Origin of the sequence: Paraburkholderia sp. MM5482-R2 (assembly GCF_050436125.1) — a bacterium.
In the GTDB taxonomy this organism is placed as follows: Bacteria; Pseudomonadota; Gammaproteobacteria; order Burkholderiales; family Burkholderiaceae; genus Paraburkholderia; species Paraburkholderia tuberum.
Genome location: NZ_JBNDLP010000003.1, coordinates 2,056,178 through 2,071,532, shown reverse-complemented (window position 1 = coordinate 2,071,532; position 15,355 = coordinate 2,056,178). Strand labels below are relative to the sequence as shown.

Below are 15,355 nucleotides of genomic sequence, written 5' to 3'. Positions count from 1 at the left end.
TATGTCGCGTAAAAAAATCAGACGGCTCGTGTATCTGGGGTGCTTGGTGATTGGCTGCACTATCGTAGGGGGTATCTACGCGGTGACTAGACCTGCTGATGAAGTTCTACTGACGATCGGGGAGCCTTACGAACAGGTGCGCCAGCAATCGCGCTCGACCCTGCCGGCCGCCGAGCCGGGCGCGAATTGGGGCGGCGTAATCAACCGTCCGGCTAGGCTGCGTTTTACCGATCCTCAGTACGGGTTCTCGACCCCTGTTGCAAAGTTCATGGCTGTGAGCTACGACGAGCACGGTAAGGTCGATTCCGTTCGGATGTCACCACAGGTCACGATCTTGCCGCTCGACGAGACGATGGCGATTGTCTTGGACTTGCAGGAGCAGCTTCGTCGAGGCGGCTGGCGGCAGATTCTGGTTGAAGACTCCCCGCCCCTTGAGGACACGCCGACTGTGCGAGCTAAGATACGCGGATGCGCGGCCCCTACTGGCTATTGGCAGGCGGGCGACAAATATCAGCTTGGCCTGAACGTCCGTTGTTTCCGGACAGATTCTCATCCGGACTTAGAGCGTTACCTGATTACCTTGGATGTCGCTTCGCCTTGGCTGGAAGCCAATCGGTAACCAGAAATCACAGGGTGTGATCGAGTAGCAGCGTTTCGACGTCGAAGCTATCAACAGGCGTTGACAGTAGTGTGCCGAGGTAGTGCCCCAGGCGTTGCCAGGCATCGCACATTTCGTTGGCGTAGCCGTACTGCTGGTAGACGCGCACCAGTTTCGGATTGACCTCCTGTCGATCCCGCTGTGGCGCGACGTGGTTTAGACACCGCTCGATCACGACAGGGGAGATGCCGAGCGATTGCATGAAAGTTGCGCCGGTGCGTCGCAGATCGTGAGGTGTCCAGCCACCCCCGGAGAGTACGAGCGAATCCCACAGTGGAGATGGTTTGCGATCCATGTTCCGCTTGCGCGTCGATAGATCCATATTGCAGCCTCAGTGTCCTCGCCCAGCGGAGTGTGCCGCACGCGACCCCACGTTTCCCGGTCGGGAGTCTCACGGGTTGCCGCGACCTTCAAATTGAGGTCACGCACTTCGTCTTCGGAGAGGGTCCGTGTCCGCAAGGAGACGTACCCCTTGCCGAACAGGCGGTCCAGATCGATCAGTTCGGTAGGCAGCACATCGATGAGGTCACGCCACGGCTTGCCGCGCTTGCCCCATTTGAACATGTGGTGCAGCTCGCCAAAGTGAGCGAGTGCGGTCGGCTTACGACCCGATGAGATGATCGCTTGCAGCACTTCAAGGAGGATCGAATCACTTACGTCGTGTACACGTTTCTCCCCGAGTGACGGCAGGATGTTTTTCTCGAACGTGAGCTTGAGCCGCTTCTTGCATTTCCGGTTTGACCCCGTGTTCCAGCCATGCGTCGCAGAGCTGGCGGAAGGTGGACCGCGTAATCTGTTCCTGTTCGACGCGGGCCGTATGCTCTGCAAGCAGCCGTTTTTCCAATGCCCGCTCGAGCGTGATCTGCTGGCGTACTGCTTGTTTTTGGCCGTTGGGATCAGCGCCAAGTGAGACACGAAGCTTGATGGCTTGATGTTTTTCGCGAATGGCGTTCAATGTGTCACGGGGCCAGGCACCCAGCGCCACTTCCTTCTGTTGCCCGTCGAACCGATAGCGATAGCGGAAGTGCACACTAATCGCGCCGGTTGCGGACACGTGAACCTTTCCTGCGACTCCATTGCCATCCCGGAGGACGCGTCCTTGGTCTATCGGCGTGAGTACGGCCAGTAGATTTTTCGGTCAATTCCCCCACAGCATTCCCCCACAGCGAACCGTTATGTCGGGGCAGTGTATAGAAGGCAGGAGTAAAACGGTAAACATGTTATTTGTTTTTAATCAACAGCTTAGTGTCTTTAAAATTGGTGCGACGCGTCATAAAAACTCGCGATGGTAAACTGCCGGGTAAACCTTCCGGTGGATTGCTGACGATTCGTCTGAAGAGCGGGCATTCCGCCGTAGAATAGACCGCGCGGGCGGCGCATTCGGTCGCCCGATTCGACCCGCGGTTGCCACGAAGTGCCGGAGCGCCGCCGCTTCGTCAGTGTTTCGTCTCAACGAAGTTGCCATGCCCGCGCGATAAAGCTGCGTGGGATCGGCGTAAGCGCTAAAGCGCTCACGCCGATCGACAGAGGAGACCGCCCCATGCGGGCCGACCCGATCCAGCGTGCCATCGACGAAGACCTCGTGCGCGTGCTCTACGCGCAGGATCCGATCGCGTTCTTTTCGCACTGGTTTTCGATCGCGGTGCTGGTGGCGATCTACTGGCCGCATGTGCCGGCCCCGCCGCTGTTTATCGCGTGCTTCGTTTTTTATGCGCTCGCCAATTGCGCGGGCCTGGCGCTGTGGATTTGCAATCGCCGTTATCCGCAGCTCGTCTCGCCGCGCGACTGGATCTATCTGCACGCGCTGCGCGGCGTGCTCCTCTATAGCGGGCCGGGCTTCGCGGTGTGGTTCGCGTTCCAGAGTCCGCAAACCGATCTGCCGTTATTGCATACCGTACTGCTGGTGACGCTCGCGGCCGGCGTGTTCATGTCGAATGGGTTCGATCTCCTCAATTTTTCGACCTCGATTCCGTTTCTGCTGCTGCCGTCGATCGTGCTGCATTTCGGCTCGCATACGTTCGATCGCACGATTCTCGCGATCGTGCTCGCGTTCTTCTTCTGCGCGATCAACGTCTACGCGATGAGCTATCGCAAGCTGTTTCGCCAGGTCGTGCAGGCGCGTGTCGATCAGCAATACCTCGCGGAATCGCTGGCCGCGCAAAAGCGCGTCGCCGAAGAAGCGAGTCTCGCGAAGACGCGCTTTTTCGCGGCGGCAAGCCACGATCTGCGTCAGCCGCTGCATGCAATCGGCCTGCTTGCGGCATCTCTGAACGATCCGGCGGCGACGCCCGCGCAGCACGCGAAGACGGCCGGGCACATCGTCTATAACGTCGAGGCGCTCAATCAGCTGTTCAACCAGGTGCTCGATCTCGCGCGACTCGAAAGCGGCGTGACCCAGGTGATCCGGTTGCACTTCCGGCTCTCCGAACTGTTCGAACGGGTCGGTAGCCAGTATCGTCCGCAGGCCGCGGCGAAGGGGCTCGCGCTGCGCATCGCGCCTACGACGATGGTCGTCTACGACGATCCGGTGCTGCTCGAACGCGTGTTGAGCAATCTGCTGTCGAACGCGGTGCGTTATACGGAGCAAGGCGCGATCTGGCTCGGCTTCCGGCGCGCGGGGCGACAGAAGGGCGGCTATATCGAGGTGCGCGATTCGGGCGTCGGCATGGCGCCGCAAGAGCACGAGCGCATTTTCGAGGAGTTTTACCAGGTCGAGAATCCGCAGCGCGACGCGCGTCAGGGGCATGGGCTCGGGCTGCCGACCGTCAGGCGGCTCGTCGGCCTGCTCGGCGGCGAGTTGCAGCTGCGCTCGGCGCCGGGGCGCGGCTCGGTGTTCCGCTTTGCGGTGCAGGCGGGTGACGCGAGCGGCATCGTCGCGAGTCTGAACGATTCGGTCGCGGGCGGCCCGGCCGCGCAGGGGTGGCGCGTGCTGTGCATCGACGACGAGCCGTCGATACTCGAAGGCCTCGCGAGTCTGCTCGAGCGCTGGGGCTGCGACGTGCGCGGCGCGCGCGACGAAGCCGGCGCGCTCGCCGCGCTCGCGGACGGCTTCGTGCCCGACGCGGTGCTGTGCGACTACCAGCTCGCCAATCACCGCACCGGCGCGCAGGCGCTGAGCGCGATACGGGGCGTGCTTGCGCGGGAGGGGCACGGCAATGTGGTGACGCTGCTGATCACCGGCGATATGGCGTCGGCGGAGCTGACGGCGCTCGCGTTGCAGGGGATTCCGGTGCTGCACAAGCCGGTGACGCCGGCGCGCTTGCGGCGCACGCTGGAAATGCTGTGGCAGCAGGCGGAGCTCGATCAGGGGCGGCCGGCGGGTGCAGTGGTGTTGGGGGGCGGAGCGCCGGACGACCCACCGCCGTCGCCCGCCGCGGCCGGCACGCCGCAAGCCGAAGCGGGCTCAGGCGCGCAAAGCGAAACGCAGCCTTAGAGGCTGGAAACCAAGACGGGTTGGGCTTGCGGCGCAGCACAAAGCGCTACAACGTCTTCCCGGCCTCCAGCCATCCATTGATTACGGCGATCGCCGTCGACCGGTTATGCACACCGAGCGCCCGAAAGATCACCGACAGATGCACCTTCACCGTGCCTTCGGCGACGCCGAGATCGCGCGCGATCATCTTGTTGGTCCAGCCGCGATGCACGAGCCGCATGATGTCCTGCTGACGTGGTGACAGGTTCTCCAGCAGATGCTGCTGATGCGGCTGCAGCGACGGCACCTGCGTGACCGGTTCGAGCTGCGGGACGGTGCCGGGGCCCGGCCCGCGGACGGCTTGCGCGGCGGCGCCCGGGGCCGGCACACGTGCCGATCCATCCGCATCGGCCCTCGCCTGCGTCTCGCGCGAGCCGAGCAGACTCAGCGCCTCCATCGGCACATAGGCACCGCCGGACAGCACCAGTTCGATCGCCTTCAGCATCACGCTGGCGGGCTGGCGCTTGGGGACGAAGCCGAGCGCCCCGGCCGCGAGCACCGCGCGCATCTCGTCGGGCGACTCCTCGGCGGACAGCACCACTACCGGCAGCGCCGGATTCGCCTTCAGCAGCGTTTCGAGCGACGTCGCGCCGCTCATGCCCGGCATATGCAGATCGACGATCGCCAGATCGTGATTCGCGTCGGGGCGCGCGGCGGTCGCAAGGGTTTCCCAACTGTCGGCTTCGTCGAACTGGGCGTCGGGATCGAAGCCGCGCAGCATGCCTTTGACGCCTTGCCGGATCAGTTCATGGTCGTCGGCTACAAGAAACTTCATGATGTCTCCGCGAGTCGAGCCTGTCCGTTGAGGGCTGCCGCCGTTGCACATGCCGCAGTTGCAGGCTGCGCAGTTGCGCTGCGACGCGCGTGGCCGGCTGCCGGCATCGTTCGATGCGCTTCGTGATGTTAAGGCAGGTCTCCCGCGCATAGGTTCCGGCTTGCTACGTAGACGAGCCGCGCGCCCCGTTTTTGAAGCGCTGACGCGCACGATCCGGAAGGTTATGCTCGCCGGATCGACATGGGTTCGCGCGCCGCTATCTGACCGCGAACAGCGTCGCATTCATCAGAAGCCTGAAGGCGAAGCCGAGCGACATCGCTGCGGTCACGCCGAAGCACCATAGCGCGATGAACCAGAGCCAGCCCGGCAGTTTGCGGCTGGGCGTTGCGGCAGTGGCGGTGGGAGCCGACGCACTGGCACCCCGCGTTTCAGTGATAGTGATGTTGGTCGCCATGACGCACCTTGCCTCGAAAGACCCAGTAACCCATCGTCGTATAGGCGACGATGATCGGCAGGATCACCGCCGCGCCGGCCAGCGTGAACGTCTGGCTCGAGCGTGGCGCGGCGGCTTCCCATAGCGTGATGCTCGACGGAATCGCATACGGCCACAGACTCACGAGCAGCCCGAGATAGCCGAGCAGCACGATCGCCAGCGCGAGCACGAACGGCGTGTTGTGATGGCGCGCGCGCACCGCGCGATGCATGAAGAACGCGCAGATCGCGACGAGGAACGGCACCGGCAGCAGACGGTAGAAGATCCCGTCATGGAACCAGCGTTGCGCGATGCCCGCGTCCATCAGCGGCGTCCACAGGCTCACGAGCGCGACGAAGCCGAGCAGCACCAGCGTCAGCGGCCAGACCACGCGATGCAGCCTTCGCTGCAGATCGCCCTCGGTCTTCGCGACGAGCCAGCAGCAGCCGAGCAGCGCGTAGGTCGCGACGAGTCCGAGGCCCGTCAACAGGCTGAACGGCGTGAGCCAGCCGAACGCGTCGCCGGCATAGGCGCCATCGGCGACCGGAATGCCTTGCAGGAACGCGCCGAGCACGATGCCCTGGAAGAACGCCGCGCCCGCCGAGCCGCCGATGAACGCGAGATCCCACAGATGCTTCGTGCGCCGCGACTTCGCGCGGATCTCGAACGACACGCCGCGAAAGATCAGGCACACGAGCATGAACACGAGCGGCAGATAGAGCGCCGACAGCACGGTCGAGTAGACGACCGGAAACACCGCGAACAGCGCGGCGCCGCCGAGCACGAGCCAGGTTTCGTTGCCGTCCCACACTGGCGCGACCGTGTTCATCATCAGGTCGCGTTCCTTTTCGTCGGGGAAGAACGGAAAGACGATGCCGATGCCGAGGTCGAAGCCGTCCAGCACGACGTACATGAAAAGGCCCAGCGCGATGATCGCGGCCCATACGACGGTTACGTCCATTTTTTCTTTCTCTCGAAGCGTAGGTTAGACGGCGTCGATCATCTGATCGGCGGCGGACAGCGGGCGGCGCGCGGTCTGCGCGGGCGTCGGCTGCGGCAGGCCGTGGGGCATGTCGTGCGACTTGCCGCCAGGCAGCGCGGGACCGGAGCGCATCAGCTTCAGCATGTAGTAGATGCCGGTGCCGAACACGAGGAAGTAGACGGCCACGAACGTCATCAACGACAGACCGACCTGCTGCGTGGTCAGCGGCGACACCGCCTGCGACGTGCGCATCACGCCGTACACGACCCACGGTTGACGGCCCGCTTCGGTGGTGACCCAGCCGGCCAGCAGCGTGATGAAGCCGCTCGGCCCCATCGCGACGCACAGCCGCTGGAACCACTTCGCTTCGAACAGGCGCCCGCGCCGGCGCAGCACCCAGGCCGCGATCGACATCGCGATCATCAGGACGCCGAGGCCGGCCATGATGCGGAAGCTCCAGAACACGACGGTCGAATCCGGCCGGTCCTGCGGCGGAAATTCCTTCAGACCGCGGATTTCGCCGTCCCAGCTATGCGTGAGGATCAGGCTGCCGAGGTGCGGCACCGACACCGCGTAGCGCGTGGTCTCCGCCTTCATGTCGGGGATGCCGAAAAGGTTCAGCGCGGTACCGCCTTTTTCGGTATCCCACAAGCCTTCGATCGCCGCGATCTTCGCCGGCTGATACTTGCGCGTATTGAGGCCGTGCTGATCGCCGACGAATGCCTGGATCGGCGTGAGGATCAACAGCAGCCACAGCGCCATCGAGAACATCTTCTTGACGGCGGGATCGCGCCGGCCGCGCAGCAGATGCCACGCGCCGACCGCCGCGACCACCAGCCCCGCGACGATGAACGCCGCGAGCGCCATATGCGCGAGCCGGTAGGGGAACGACGGATTGAAGATGATCTTGAACCAGTCGAGCGGCACGACATGACCGTCGACGACTTCGAAGCCCTGCGGCGTCTGCATCCAGCTATTGGACGCGAGAATCCAGAAGGTCGAGATCAGCGTGCCGATCGCGACCATCAGCGTTGCGCCGAAGTGCGCGCGCGGACTCACGCGCTGCCAGCCGAACAGCATGATGCCGAGGAAGCCCGCTTCGAGAAAGAATGCGGTCATCACCTCGTACATCAGCAGCGGACCGGTGATCGGTCCGGCGAAACTCGAGAAGCCCGACCAGTTGGTGCCGAACTGATAGCTCATCACGACACCGGAGACGACGCCCATGCCGAAGGCCACCGCGAAGATCTTCGACCAGAACAGACAAAGATCTTTGTAGTAGGCCTTGCCGGTTTTCAGCCAACGCCATTCGAGAACGGCGATGAAACTGGCGAGACCGATGCTGAGCGCGGGGAAAACGATGTGAAAAGAAACGGTGAACGCGAATTGAATGCGCGCGAGATCGAATGCCGATAGTGCGGAGTTCATGATCCTGTTGTGCGTGATGGCCCGCGTGAGCGGACTTACGCGCGTCGACCGATGTCGGTGCGCACTGCGCTGGGCAGATGGCGCAAGAGTAGGGGATCGAAACAAAAAGTGTTGCGATGCGATGTGCGTCAAAAAACCGCCTTGTTTTATGCGAAATACGCTTATCGATGAGGCAAGCCGTTGTTGAATATCAAGTTTCTTTTGGCGGCTGATACGTGGCCGTGTGTGCCTCGGCGCGTGAGCTGCGTCAATCGACCGCGCTGCAGCAATGCGTTTCGCGCAGCCTTGCGCGGCAAGGTCGCGGGCGGTGTCTGTCGCCAGCCGACAATCGATCCATCCAAACCGACTTCGTCGGTGGGCGTGCTGGTCAGGCGATTTTTTTACTTCTACGATGCACGCTGCCGCGTGGCCGTTTCAGCTTTTTCTCTTCAGTATTCGTTGCGCATTATCCGTTCGCCATTCGTTTGGTGTTGATGTTATTTCGCGGCGGAATTTCTCAATAGGTCATGACTCATTGCCGCATTCGCACGGCGTTCTGTCATGCGTCGCGCGCATACTTCGTGAGCAGCTTGCGCTTCATCCACCTGCCGGCGACGGCAGACTTCATCGACAAGGAGTCAGCAGATGAGCACGATCAGAACGAAAGACGGTACCTCGATTTTCTACAAGGACTGGGGCCATGGACGCCCGGTCGTGTTTTCGCACGGCTGGCCGCTGACCGCCGATGCGTGGGATGCGCAGATGCTGTTTCTCGGCAGCAAGGGCTTGCGCGTGATCGCGCACGACCGGCGCGGTCACGGCCGCTCGGAGCAGCCGTGGGACGGCAACGAGATGGACACCTACGCCGACGATCTCGCCGCGCTGATCGAACATCTCGATCTGCAGGACGCGACGCTGGTCGGCCATTCGACAGGCGGTGGCGAAGTTGCGCATTACATCGGCCGGCATGGCACGGGGCGCGTCGCGAAGGCTGTGCTGATCGGCGCGGTGCCGCCGCTGATGCTGAAGACCGCCGATAATCCGCTCGGCCTGCCGATCGACGTGTTCGACGGCATCCGCAAGGGCGTCGCGGACGATCGCTCGCAGTTCTTCAAGGATCTGGCCGTGCCGTTCTACGGCTACAACCGGGAGGGCGCGAAGGTGTCGCAGGGCGTGATCGATTCATTCTGGCGCCAGGGCATGGCCGGTTCGATCAAGGGGCTATATGACTGCATCGAGCAGTTCTCCGAAGTCGACTACACCGAAGATCTGAAGAAAATCGACGTGCCGACCCTGGTGCTGCACGGCGACGACGACCAGATCGTGCCGATCGACGCAGCCGGCCGACGCACCGCGGAGATCGTCAAGAACGCAACGCTGAAGGTTTATCCGGGCGGCCAGCACGGCATGTGCACGGTGGAGGCCGACAAGGTCAATGCCGATCTGCTCGAATTCATCGGCGCCTGAGCGAACGTAACGAAGTGATCCGTTGAGGGCGCGGGCGGCATACGGACGCCGCTCGCGTCGGACGCCACGCGCCCGCTGGCGTCGGGTAAATCCACTCCTGGAACAAAAATCCACTTCAGGTTATACGATGTCGCACGAAAGCGACGTTCCTATGCCTTTGTTTTTAAAAGAGGTACGAAACTGCCGCGCAGTAATTTAAGGGTAAATGCGGAGTTGAAATCCGTTTGTCCATCGTCGATAGTACGTTATCGTACAACTTGAGTGTGTTATGCGACGCGCGCAGCGCGATTTCGCCGGCCGCTCAGATCCTCTGTCTGTTCTCTGAAGACCTCGCGCGCGGCGCAGTAAAAGGAACCCCTATGAAGAAGATTGCCCTGAGTGGCGCCGGCGGCCAGCTCGGCTCCGTGGTACGTGCTGAATTCGTCGCGCGTGGCGTGCCGTTGCGCTCGGCCGCGGGCTCCAAAGTACTGACGCCGCTCGTCGACGGCGAAGACGTGATGAACGGCGACCTGCGCGATCCGGCGGTGGTCGACCGTCTGCTGAACGGCGTGGACGTGCTGATCCATTTCGCCGGCACGAGCGTCGAGCGTCCGCTGCCCGAGATCATCGAGAACAACCTGCGCGGCCTCGTCGAAGTCTACGAAGGCGCGCGCCGCAACGGCGTGAAGCGCATCGTGTTCGCGAGCTCGAACCACGCGATCGGCATGTATCCGGTCACCGAGCATCTGAGCCTCGACTGCGAACTGCGCCCGGACGGCTTCTACGGCCTGTCGAAGGTGTGGGGCGAAGCGCTCGCGCGCATGTACTGGGACAAGCACGGCATCGAAAGCGTGTGCGTGCGGATCGGCAGCTGCCTCGAGCGTCCGACCGAGCAGCGCCATCTGAGCACCTGGTTCGGCCACAAGGACCTGATGCATTTCCTCGAGCGCTGCATCGAAGCGGAAGACGTCGGCTTCCTGACCATCTGGGGCGTGTCGGCCAATACGCGCAGCTGGTGGGACAACAGCGGCGCCGCGCGCCTTGGCTACGAGCCGAAGCAGAACGCCGAGGACTACGCGCAAGACATCCTGTCGCGCCCGAATCCGCTCGATGAGCTGTGCCAGCGCTACCAGGGCGGTAGCTTCGTCGGCATCGACTATTCGCGCAAGGCTTGAGTCCCGTTCGGCTTGACGGGCAATGCAACACGAGGAGTAGCAGCAATGAAGATCAAGGGTATTCGCTGGTGGATGGTCGCGCTGGTCGCGGCCGGCCTGATCATCAATTACCTGGCGCGTAACACGTTGTCGGTTGCGGCTCCGACGATGATGAAGGAGCTGAACATCACGACCGAGCAGTATTCGCACGTGGTCGTGGCGTGGCAGCTCTGCTATGCGTTCATGCAGCCGGTCGCCGGTTTCGTGCTCGACACGATCGGCACCAAGGTCGGCTTCGCGGTGTTCGCGCTGGCGTGGTCGGTGGCGTGCGCGGCGGCGGCATGGGCGACGGGCTGGCGCAGCCTCGCAGTGTTCCGCGGGATCCTGGGTCTCGCCGAATCGGCCGGGATTCCGGCTGGCGTGAAGGCAACCAGCGAGTGGTTCCCGGCGAAAGAGCGGTCGGTTGCGATCGGCTGGTTCAACATTGGCTCGTCGATTGGCGCGGTGCTTGCGCCGCCGCTCGTCGTGTGGGCACTGTTTCACGGCCGCTGGCAACTCGCGTTCGTGATCGTCGGCGCGGCGGGTATCGTATGGAGCGTGCTGTGGATGATCATCTACAAGCATCCGCGCAACCAGAAGCTGCTGGGCAACGCGGAGCGCGACTACATTCTGAGCGGCCAGGAAGCGAAGCATCACGATGACATCAACGCGCCGAAGCGCAACTGGCGCGCGATGCTGGCGAGCCGCGATTTCTGGGCGATCGGTATTCCGCGAATTCTGTCCGAGCCGGCCTGGCAAACGTTCAACGCGTGGATTCCGTTGTACATGATGACCGAGCGTCACATGAACCTGAAGGAAATCGCGATGTTCGCGTGGATGCCGTTCCTCGCCGCCGACATCGGCTGCGTGCTCGGCGGTTATCTGAGCCCGCTGTTCCACAAGTACGCGAAGGTGTCGCTGTTCACGTCGCGCAAGATGGTGTTCGTGGTCGGTGCGCTGTTCATGATCGGGCCGGCGTGCGTCGGTCTCGTCGAGAGCCCGTACATGGCGGTGGCGCTGCTGTGCGTCGGCGGCTTCGCGCACCAGACGTTGTCGGGCGCACTGTACGCGATCACGTCGGACATGTTCGGCAGGCACGAGGTCGCGACCGCGACGGGCATGGGCGGCATGGCTGGATATCTGGGCGCCGCGGCGTTCACCGCGCTGTTCGGTGTGCTCGTCACGCAGATCGGCTATAGCCCGCTGTTCGTCGTGCTGGCGGTGTTCGATCTGATTGCCGCGGTCGTGGTCTGCCTGATGGCCAGGAGTTCGGAAAAGATGCCGGAGCCGAAGTGGGCGTCGGCCGGTGCGGTGACGGCGAAGTAAGGCGAAGTGCGGTCGGCTTTAGTGGGCCGATGTTGTGAAAGAAGCGGCGCCCATGAGTGGGCGCCGCTTCTTTGTCGGTTTTGCGGCCGTTTGCAGGATGGCGCTGTTGCGCCGTGAGCGTTGCAGCCGGCAAGCAGATTAGTCGCCCAGCAGACGTTTTAATTCGTCAAAGAAGGATGCGGTAGTGTATCCCCACAATTTCGGATGGAAATTAAATCCATAATCTTCGTAAAACTTTTGGTCAAGTTTTTCGCCTGCTTCTTTTTTATATTTATCTATTTCGCGCAGCGTCTCTGCAATTTCTTCTGTAGAACTGTCTCCCTTGAAGCACGATACAACCTGCTCCAGAGTGTCACCCCAGAGATCGCTGTCTTGGTTGAGATATCCCCCGAACAGGACATAGAACTGGGGATATGATTCTTCGTTCATCATTTCAGTAGATAAGACGTCAAAATGTAATATGGCATTCCATTGTATTTCTCATATTTCAACACAACCTGAACCATACTCATACCCTTTACTTGCCCGGTTTCTCGGTTAATTCCATAACCTACAGTTTTTCCAACGTTATGGAATAGAGTTAACGCATGTCTCGGATTTGATTGAGCCCAACTCCTGATTTTCAGTGTGTTGGATTCCATAACCTTGGAGATCGCCCATTCCGCCGTCGGTAAATCCCGAAACGACGATACTACGTCTCTTTTTGGTTCCAGGCGCAGCCTCTCGCGCAGTTGCGCCTCAGTCCGCCCGACATGCTTTTCGATTGTATGCCCGCCGATCCGGCTACCGTCCTTCGCTTCGTGCTCCATCAGTCTGATCCGGCCCATCACGATCTGCGAAGTCCGTACAGCCTTGATCGAACCAGCAAAGCCAAACGGCACGACCATATCGAGCCACAGACCGATATTGTTCGCCATATCGGGACTGGCATTCATCGCTTCGGCGAGTTTCGTCGTGCCCTGCTGGGTTAGCGTCGCCGTATCTCGCGCCGTCCAGATCTGACGCAAGCCAGCGGCCGCTGTGTCCGAGCCGTGAACGCCGAACACAACGCATCCGGCCTTGCTTGCCATGGTCGGTTCTGGCATCACACACAGCGCGCCGGCCCCGACCATTTCCAGCAGACCGCCGACAAGTTGCAATCCGCCCCATAGCCGGTTGGAAAGCATTTCGCTGTGGCTGATCGATTGGCGGGTCAGCACCGCCGCCAGTTGTGGCGCACTGAGTACGACGCGCACGCCATCCGAATCCTGGTTATATGACACTCCGGACTCCTCTGTCATTGTTGGGGCCATCAAGCTAACAGCCGGGTACAGAGCGAGGGAATGGGCGAAGGATGATTCTTGTGCCAGCCCGTGCGTCCCGATGGTTCGCTCGATCGGACGTTAGTTGGATTGGATGGCGCAAGGGCATGGGGCGAATGCCATGGCAGCCCGGCCACTACCCACGCCGTACGCTTTGACAGCCGCAAGAGGGGCGCGTAGCTCGCAATAAAATTGCGAAAGCATCGGCCGTTAATGAGGAGACGAAAGGTCGCGAGCTATGCTCACGCGTTGATGGTCATACGCTGGTTAGAAGCGCTGGATCAGGCGGCAATTCAGAGCGATGCCGCGGCGGAAGCCGTTATGGTCGACCGTGAGAAGAGCATCGCTCCCGATCAGACGACGAATTGCGATCGAGCCGGCCATCGGTCACATGCGGACAGACGGAAAACCCGATCGCAACTGTGAAGTGGCGCCGTGCAACAGCGCGCTTACGCGCTCTTCTGACCGATCTCGTGATTCGCGAGCACTTCGAGCGCGCGCACCATCGCCGAGTGGTCCCACGCCTTGCCGCCGTGCGCGACGCACGCGTTGAACAGCGCCTGGCAGGTGGCGGTGTTCGGCAGCGACACGCCGAGCGCCTGCGCGGTCGACAGCGCGAGGTTCAGGTCCTTCTGGTGCAGTTCGATGCGGAAGCCCGGATCGAACGTGCGCCTGGTCATGCGCTCGCCGTGCACTTCGAGAATGCGCGACGATGCGAAGCCGCCCATCAGCGCCTCACGCACGCGCGCCGCATCGACACCCGCCTTCGACGCGAGCAGCAGCGCTTCGCCGACCGCCTCGATGGTCGCCGCGACGATCACCTGGTTGGCGACCTTGCACACTTGGCCCGCGCCGACCGCGCCGATCAGCGTGACGTTCTTGCCCATCATGTCGAACAGGGGCTTCACGCTGTCGAACGTGGCCTGTTCGCCCCCGACCATGATGGTCAGCGAGCCGGCCTTCGCGCCGACTTCGCCACCGGACACTGGCGCGTCGAGATAATCGGCACCGGATTCGCGCACGCGCGCCGCGAAATCGCGGGTCGCCATCGGCGAGATCGAGCTCATGTCGACGACCGTCTGGCCGGCGCGCAGCGCGCTCGCGAGGCCGTTCTCGCCGAACAGCACGCGTTCGACGTCCGGCGTGTCAGGCACCATGATGAAGATCACGTCCGCGTTGGCGGCGACCGCGGCGGGGTTGTCGCATGCGAGGGCGCCGGCCTGCGTGAGCTCGGCGGGCACGCCGCTACGCGTAAAGGCGGCGAGCGACACGCCGTTTTTCAGAAGGTTGGCGGCCATGGGCTTGCCCATGATGCCGAGTCCGATAAAGCCTGCTGTTTGCATGGAATGCTCCGAAGATGTCGTGGCGGCCGCGTTCAAGCCTCACCCGCCGGTTTCTGCATGAAGTGTTTCTGTGCCGCCTGCGCGGCGCCCTTGAGCAACCCGAGATCCGCGCAGACCGCGACGACGCGCGCGCCCATCGACAGATATCGTTCCGCGTCGGCCTGCACCGGCGCGAGAATGCCGCTCGACTTGCCGGCCGCCTGCGCGCGGGCGACCACATGCGCGATCGCCTGCTGCACGTCCGGATGGCTCGCATTGCCGAGGTGGCCATACGACGCCGCGAGGTCGGACGGACCGATGAAGACCGCGTCGATGCCGTCCACCGCGAGGATGCTGTCGATATTCTCGACCGCCTTGCGGCTTTCGATCTGCGCGATCACGCAGACATTGTCGTCGGCGATCGCGAAGTAGTCGGACACGGTGCCGTAGCGATTGCCGCGATGGCCGACCGACACGCCACGAATGCCCTGCGGCGGATAGCGTGTCGACGCGACCGCGCGGGCGGCGTCGTCGGCGCTGTCGACGAAGGGCACGAGGAAGTTCGAGAAGCCGCTGTCGAGAAAACGTTTGATCACGACGCTGTCGTTGGCCGGTGGTCGGACGACCGGTGCGCTGCCGCTGTCCTTGAGCGCCATCAACTGCGGGATCAGCGTGAGCACGTCGTTGGGCGCGTGTTCGGCGTCCAGCAGCATCCAGTCGAAGCCGACCGTGCCCAGCAGTTCAGTGGCGATCGGGCTGGCGAGCGACGCCCAGCAGCCGATCTGGGTTTTTCCCTCGCGCACCGCGCGCCGGAAGCGGTTGGGCAAGGATTCGTAAGGCGTGACGGCGGGCATGCGGTGTCTCCTCGAACTGCGATGGATCGGGAAAAGCTGCGACAATGCTAAACCGCGAAATGCGAGTTATAAGTCGTCGTACGACCAGTTGTAGATTAGCACCGCACGGCCCGGTTGTAATGGCCGAGTATACCCGTATGCGCCTGT

At 62.5% G+C, this 15,355-nt stretch carries 14 protein-coding genes and 3 pseudogenes; 6 read left to right on the top strand and 11 right to left on the bottom strand.

Annotation, left to right across the window (positions count from 1 at the left end; translation table 11 throughout):
• The first annotated feature begins 1 nt into the window (after position 1).
• A complete protein-coding gene (locus OKW37_RS31575; RefSeq protein WP_184066974.1) occupies positions 2 to 619 on the top strand; it encodes a flagellar biosynthesis sigma factor in 618 nt (205 codons plus the stop codon).
• Between the two features lie 7 nt (positions 620 to 626).
• Here OKW37_RS31575 and OKW37_RS31570 read toward each other — a convergent pair whose 3' ends face one another.
• From OKW37_RS31570 to OKW37_RS31560, 3 genes and pseudogenes are all read right to left on the bottom strand, one after another.
• Positions 627 to 953 (bottom strand): hypothetical protein, encoded by a 327-nt coding sequence (locus tag OKW37_RS31570; RefSeq protein WP_429510072.1) that lies wholly within the window; start codon positions 951 to 953, stop codon positions 627 to 629.
• A gap of 314 nt (positions 954 to 1,267) precedes the next feature.
• Positions 1,268 to 1,573 (bottom strand): annotated as a pseudogene (locus tag OKW37_RS31565) (hypothetical protein); the annotation flags it as partial.
• Positions 1,545 to 1,766 (bottom strand): annotated as a pseudogene (locus tag OKW37_RS31560) (Arm DNA-binding domain-containing protein); the annotation flags it as partial. The pseudogenes OKW37_RS31565 and OKW37_RS31560, both read right to left, overlap by 29 nt.
• A gap of 432 nt (positions 1,767 to 2,198) precedes the next feature.
• Here OKW37_RS31560 and OKW37_RS31555 point away from each other — a divergent pair.
• Positions 2,199 to 4,091 (top strand): hybrid sensor histidine kinase/response regulator, encoded by a 1,893-nt coding sequence (locus OKW37_RS31555; RefSeq protein ID WP_429403254.1) that lies wholly within the window; start codon positions 2,199 to 2,201, stop codon positions 4,089 to 4,091.
• A 46-nt stretch (positions 4,092 to 4,137) separates the two neighbouring features.
• Here the strand turns inward: OKW37_RS31555 and OKW37_RS31550 are convergent, their stop codons facing one another.
• The 4 genes from OKW37_RS31550 to OKW37_RS31535 form a co-directional block, all read right to left on the bottom strand.
• Positions 4,138 to 4,905: a response regulator gene (locus tag OKW37_RS31550; RefSeq protein WP_429365324.1), complete on the bottom strand. Its 768-nt coding sequence runs from the start codon at positions 4,903 to 4,905 to the stop codon at positions 4,138 to 4,140.
• A gap of 256 nt (positions 4,906 to 5,161) precedes the next feature.
• Complete coding sequence (locus OKW37_RS31545) at positions 5,162 to 5,359, bottom strand: hypothetical protein (protein ID WP_090806107.1); 198 nt, start codon at positions 5,357 to 5,359, stop codon at positions 5,162 to 5,164.
• Complete coding sequence (gene cydB, locus OKW37_RS31540; RefSeq protein WP_184066997.1) at positions 5,334 to 6,338, bottom strand: cytochrome d ubiquinol oxidase subunit II; 1,005 nt, start codon at positions 6,336 to 6,338, stop codon at positions 5,334 to 5,336. Before cydB ends, OKW37_RS31545 begins: the two co-directional genes overlap by 26 nt.
• 24 nt (positions 6,339 to 6,362) lie before the next feature.
• On the bottom strand, positions 6,363 to 7,787 hold the full coding sequence (locus OKW37_RS31535) for a cytochrome ubiquinol oxidase subunit I (protein WP_429403253.1): 1,425 nt from the start codon (positions 7,785 to 7,787) through the stop codon (positions 6,363 to 6,365).
• Positions 7,788 to 8,411: 624 nt separating this feature from the next.
• On the opposite strand from OKW37_RS31535, the gene OKW37_RS31530 reads away from it, so the two are divergent.
• The 3 genes from OKW37_RS31530 to OKW37_RS31520 all read left to right on the top strand — a co-directional run bounded on the left by OKW37_RS31530 (position 8,412) and on the right by OKW37_RS31520 (position 11,731).
• On the top strand, positions 8,412 to 9,233 hold the full coding sequence (locus OKW37_RS31530; RefSeq protein WP_429403252.1) for an alpha/beta fold hydrolase: 822 nt from the start codon (positions 8,412 to 8,414) through the stop codon (positions 9,231 to 9,233).
• Between the two features lie 359 nt (positions 9,234 to 9,592).
• On the top strand, positions 9,593 to 10,387 hold the full coding sequence (locus OKW37_RS31525; RefSeq protein ID WP_184067005.1) for an NAD-dependent epimerase/dehydratase family protein: 795 nt from the start codon (positions 9,593 to 9,595) through the stop codon (positions 10,385 to 10,387).
• Positions 10,388 to 10,432: 45 nt separating this feature from the next.
• A complete protein-coding gene (locus tag OKW37_RS31520; protein ID WP_429403251.1) occupies positions 10,433 to 11,731 on the top strand; it encodes an MFS transporter in 1,299 nt (432 codons plus the stop codon).
• A gap of 138 nt (positions 11,732 to 11,869) precedes the next feature.
• Here OKW37_RS31520 and OKW37_RS31515 read toward each other — a convergent pair whose 3' ends face one another.
• On the bottom strand, positions 11,870 to 12,160 hold the full coding sequence (locus OKW37_RS31515) for a contact-dependent growth inhibition system immunity protein (protein WP_429403250.1): 291 nt from the start codon (positions 12,158 to 12,160) through the stop codon (positions 11,870 to 11,872).
• Entirely contained in the window at positions 12,160 to 12,993 is an 834-nt protein-coding gene (locus OKW37_RS31510; RefSeq protein WP_184067047.1) for an RNase A-like domain-containing protein, read from the bottom strand. The genes OKW37_RS31515 and OKW37_RS31510 overlap by 1 nt, the downstream gene beginning before the upstream one ends.
• A gap of 290 nt (positions 12,994 to 13,283) precedes the next feature.
• Here OKW37_RS31510 and OKW37_RS31505 point away from each other — a divergent pair.
• Positions 13,284 to 13,453: pseudogene (locus OKW37_RS31505) on the top strand (IS5/IS1182 family transposase); the annotation flags it as partial.
• Positions 13,454 to 13,481: 28 nt separating this feature from the next.
• On the opposite strand, the gene OKW37_RS31500 reads toward OKW37_RS31505, so the two are convergent.
• Together OKW37_RS31500 and garL are read right to left on the bottom strand one after the other, a co-directional pair.
• Positions 13,482 to 14,411, bottom strand: coding sequence for a 2-hydroxy-3-oxopropionate reductase (locus OKW37_RS31500; RefSeq protein WP_262414788.1), 930 nt, complete (start codon positions 14,409 to 14,411; stop codon positions 13,482 to 13,484).
• A complete protein-coding gene (garL, locus tag OKW37_RS31495) occupies positions 14,408 to 15,208 on the bottom strand; it encodes a 2-dehydro-3-deoxyglucarate aldolase (protein WP_429403249.1) in 801 nt (266 codons plus the stop codon). Before garL ends, OKW37_RS31500 begins: the two co-directional genes overlap by 4 nt.
• Positions 15,209 to 15,355 lie beyond the last annotated feature (147 nt).

Coding starts and splice junctions, on each gene's coding strand:
- OKW37_RS31545 (WP_090806107.1), bottom strand. CDS start 5,359: ATGGCGACCAACATCACTATCACTGAAACGCGGGGTGCCAGTGCGTCG.
- OKW37_RS31525 (WP_184067005.1), top strand. CDS start 9,593: ATGAAGAAGATTGCCCTGAGTGGCGCCGGCGGCCAGCTCGGCTCCGTG.
- OKW37_RS31515 (WP_429403250.1), bottom strand. CDS start 12,160: ATGAACGAAGAATCATATCCCCAGTTCTATGTCCTGTTCGGGGGATAT.
- cydB (WP_184066997.1), bottom strand. CDS start 6,338: ATGGACGTAACCGTCGTATGGGCCGCGATCATCGCGCTGGGCCTTTTC.
- OKW37_RS31550 (WP_429365324.1), bottom strand. CDS start 4,905: ATGAAGTTTCTTGTAGCCGACGACCATGAACTGATCCGGCAAGGCGTC.
- OKW37_RS31570 (WP_429510072.1), bottom strand. CDS start 953: ATGGATCGCAAACCATCTCCACTGTGGGATTCGCTCGTACTCTCCGGG.
- OKW37_RS31575 (WP_184066974.1), top strand. CDS start 2: ATGTCGCGTAAAAAAATCAGACGGCTCGTGTATCTGGGGTGCTTGGTG.
- OKW37_RS31530 (WP_429403252.1), top strand. CDS start 8,412: ATGAGCACGATCAGAACGAAAGACGGTACCTCGATTTTCTACAAGGAC.
- OKW37_RS31535 (WP_429403253.1), bottom strand. CDS start 7,787: ATGAACTCCGCACTATCGGCATTCGATCTCGCGCGCATTCAATTCGCG.
- OKW37_RS31520 (WP_429403251.1), top strand. CDS start 10,433: ATGAAGATCAAGGGTATTCGCTGGTGGATGGTCGCGCTGGTCGCGGCC.
- OKW37_RS31555 (WP_429403254.1), top strand. CDS start 2,199: ATGCGGGCCGACCCGATCCAGCGTGCCATCGACGAAGACCTCGTGCGC.
- garL (WP_429403249.1), bottom strand. CDS start 15,208: ATGCCCGCCGTCACGCCTTACGAATCCTTGCCCAACCGCTTCCGGCGC.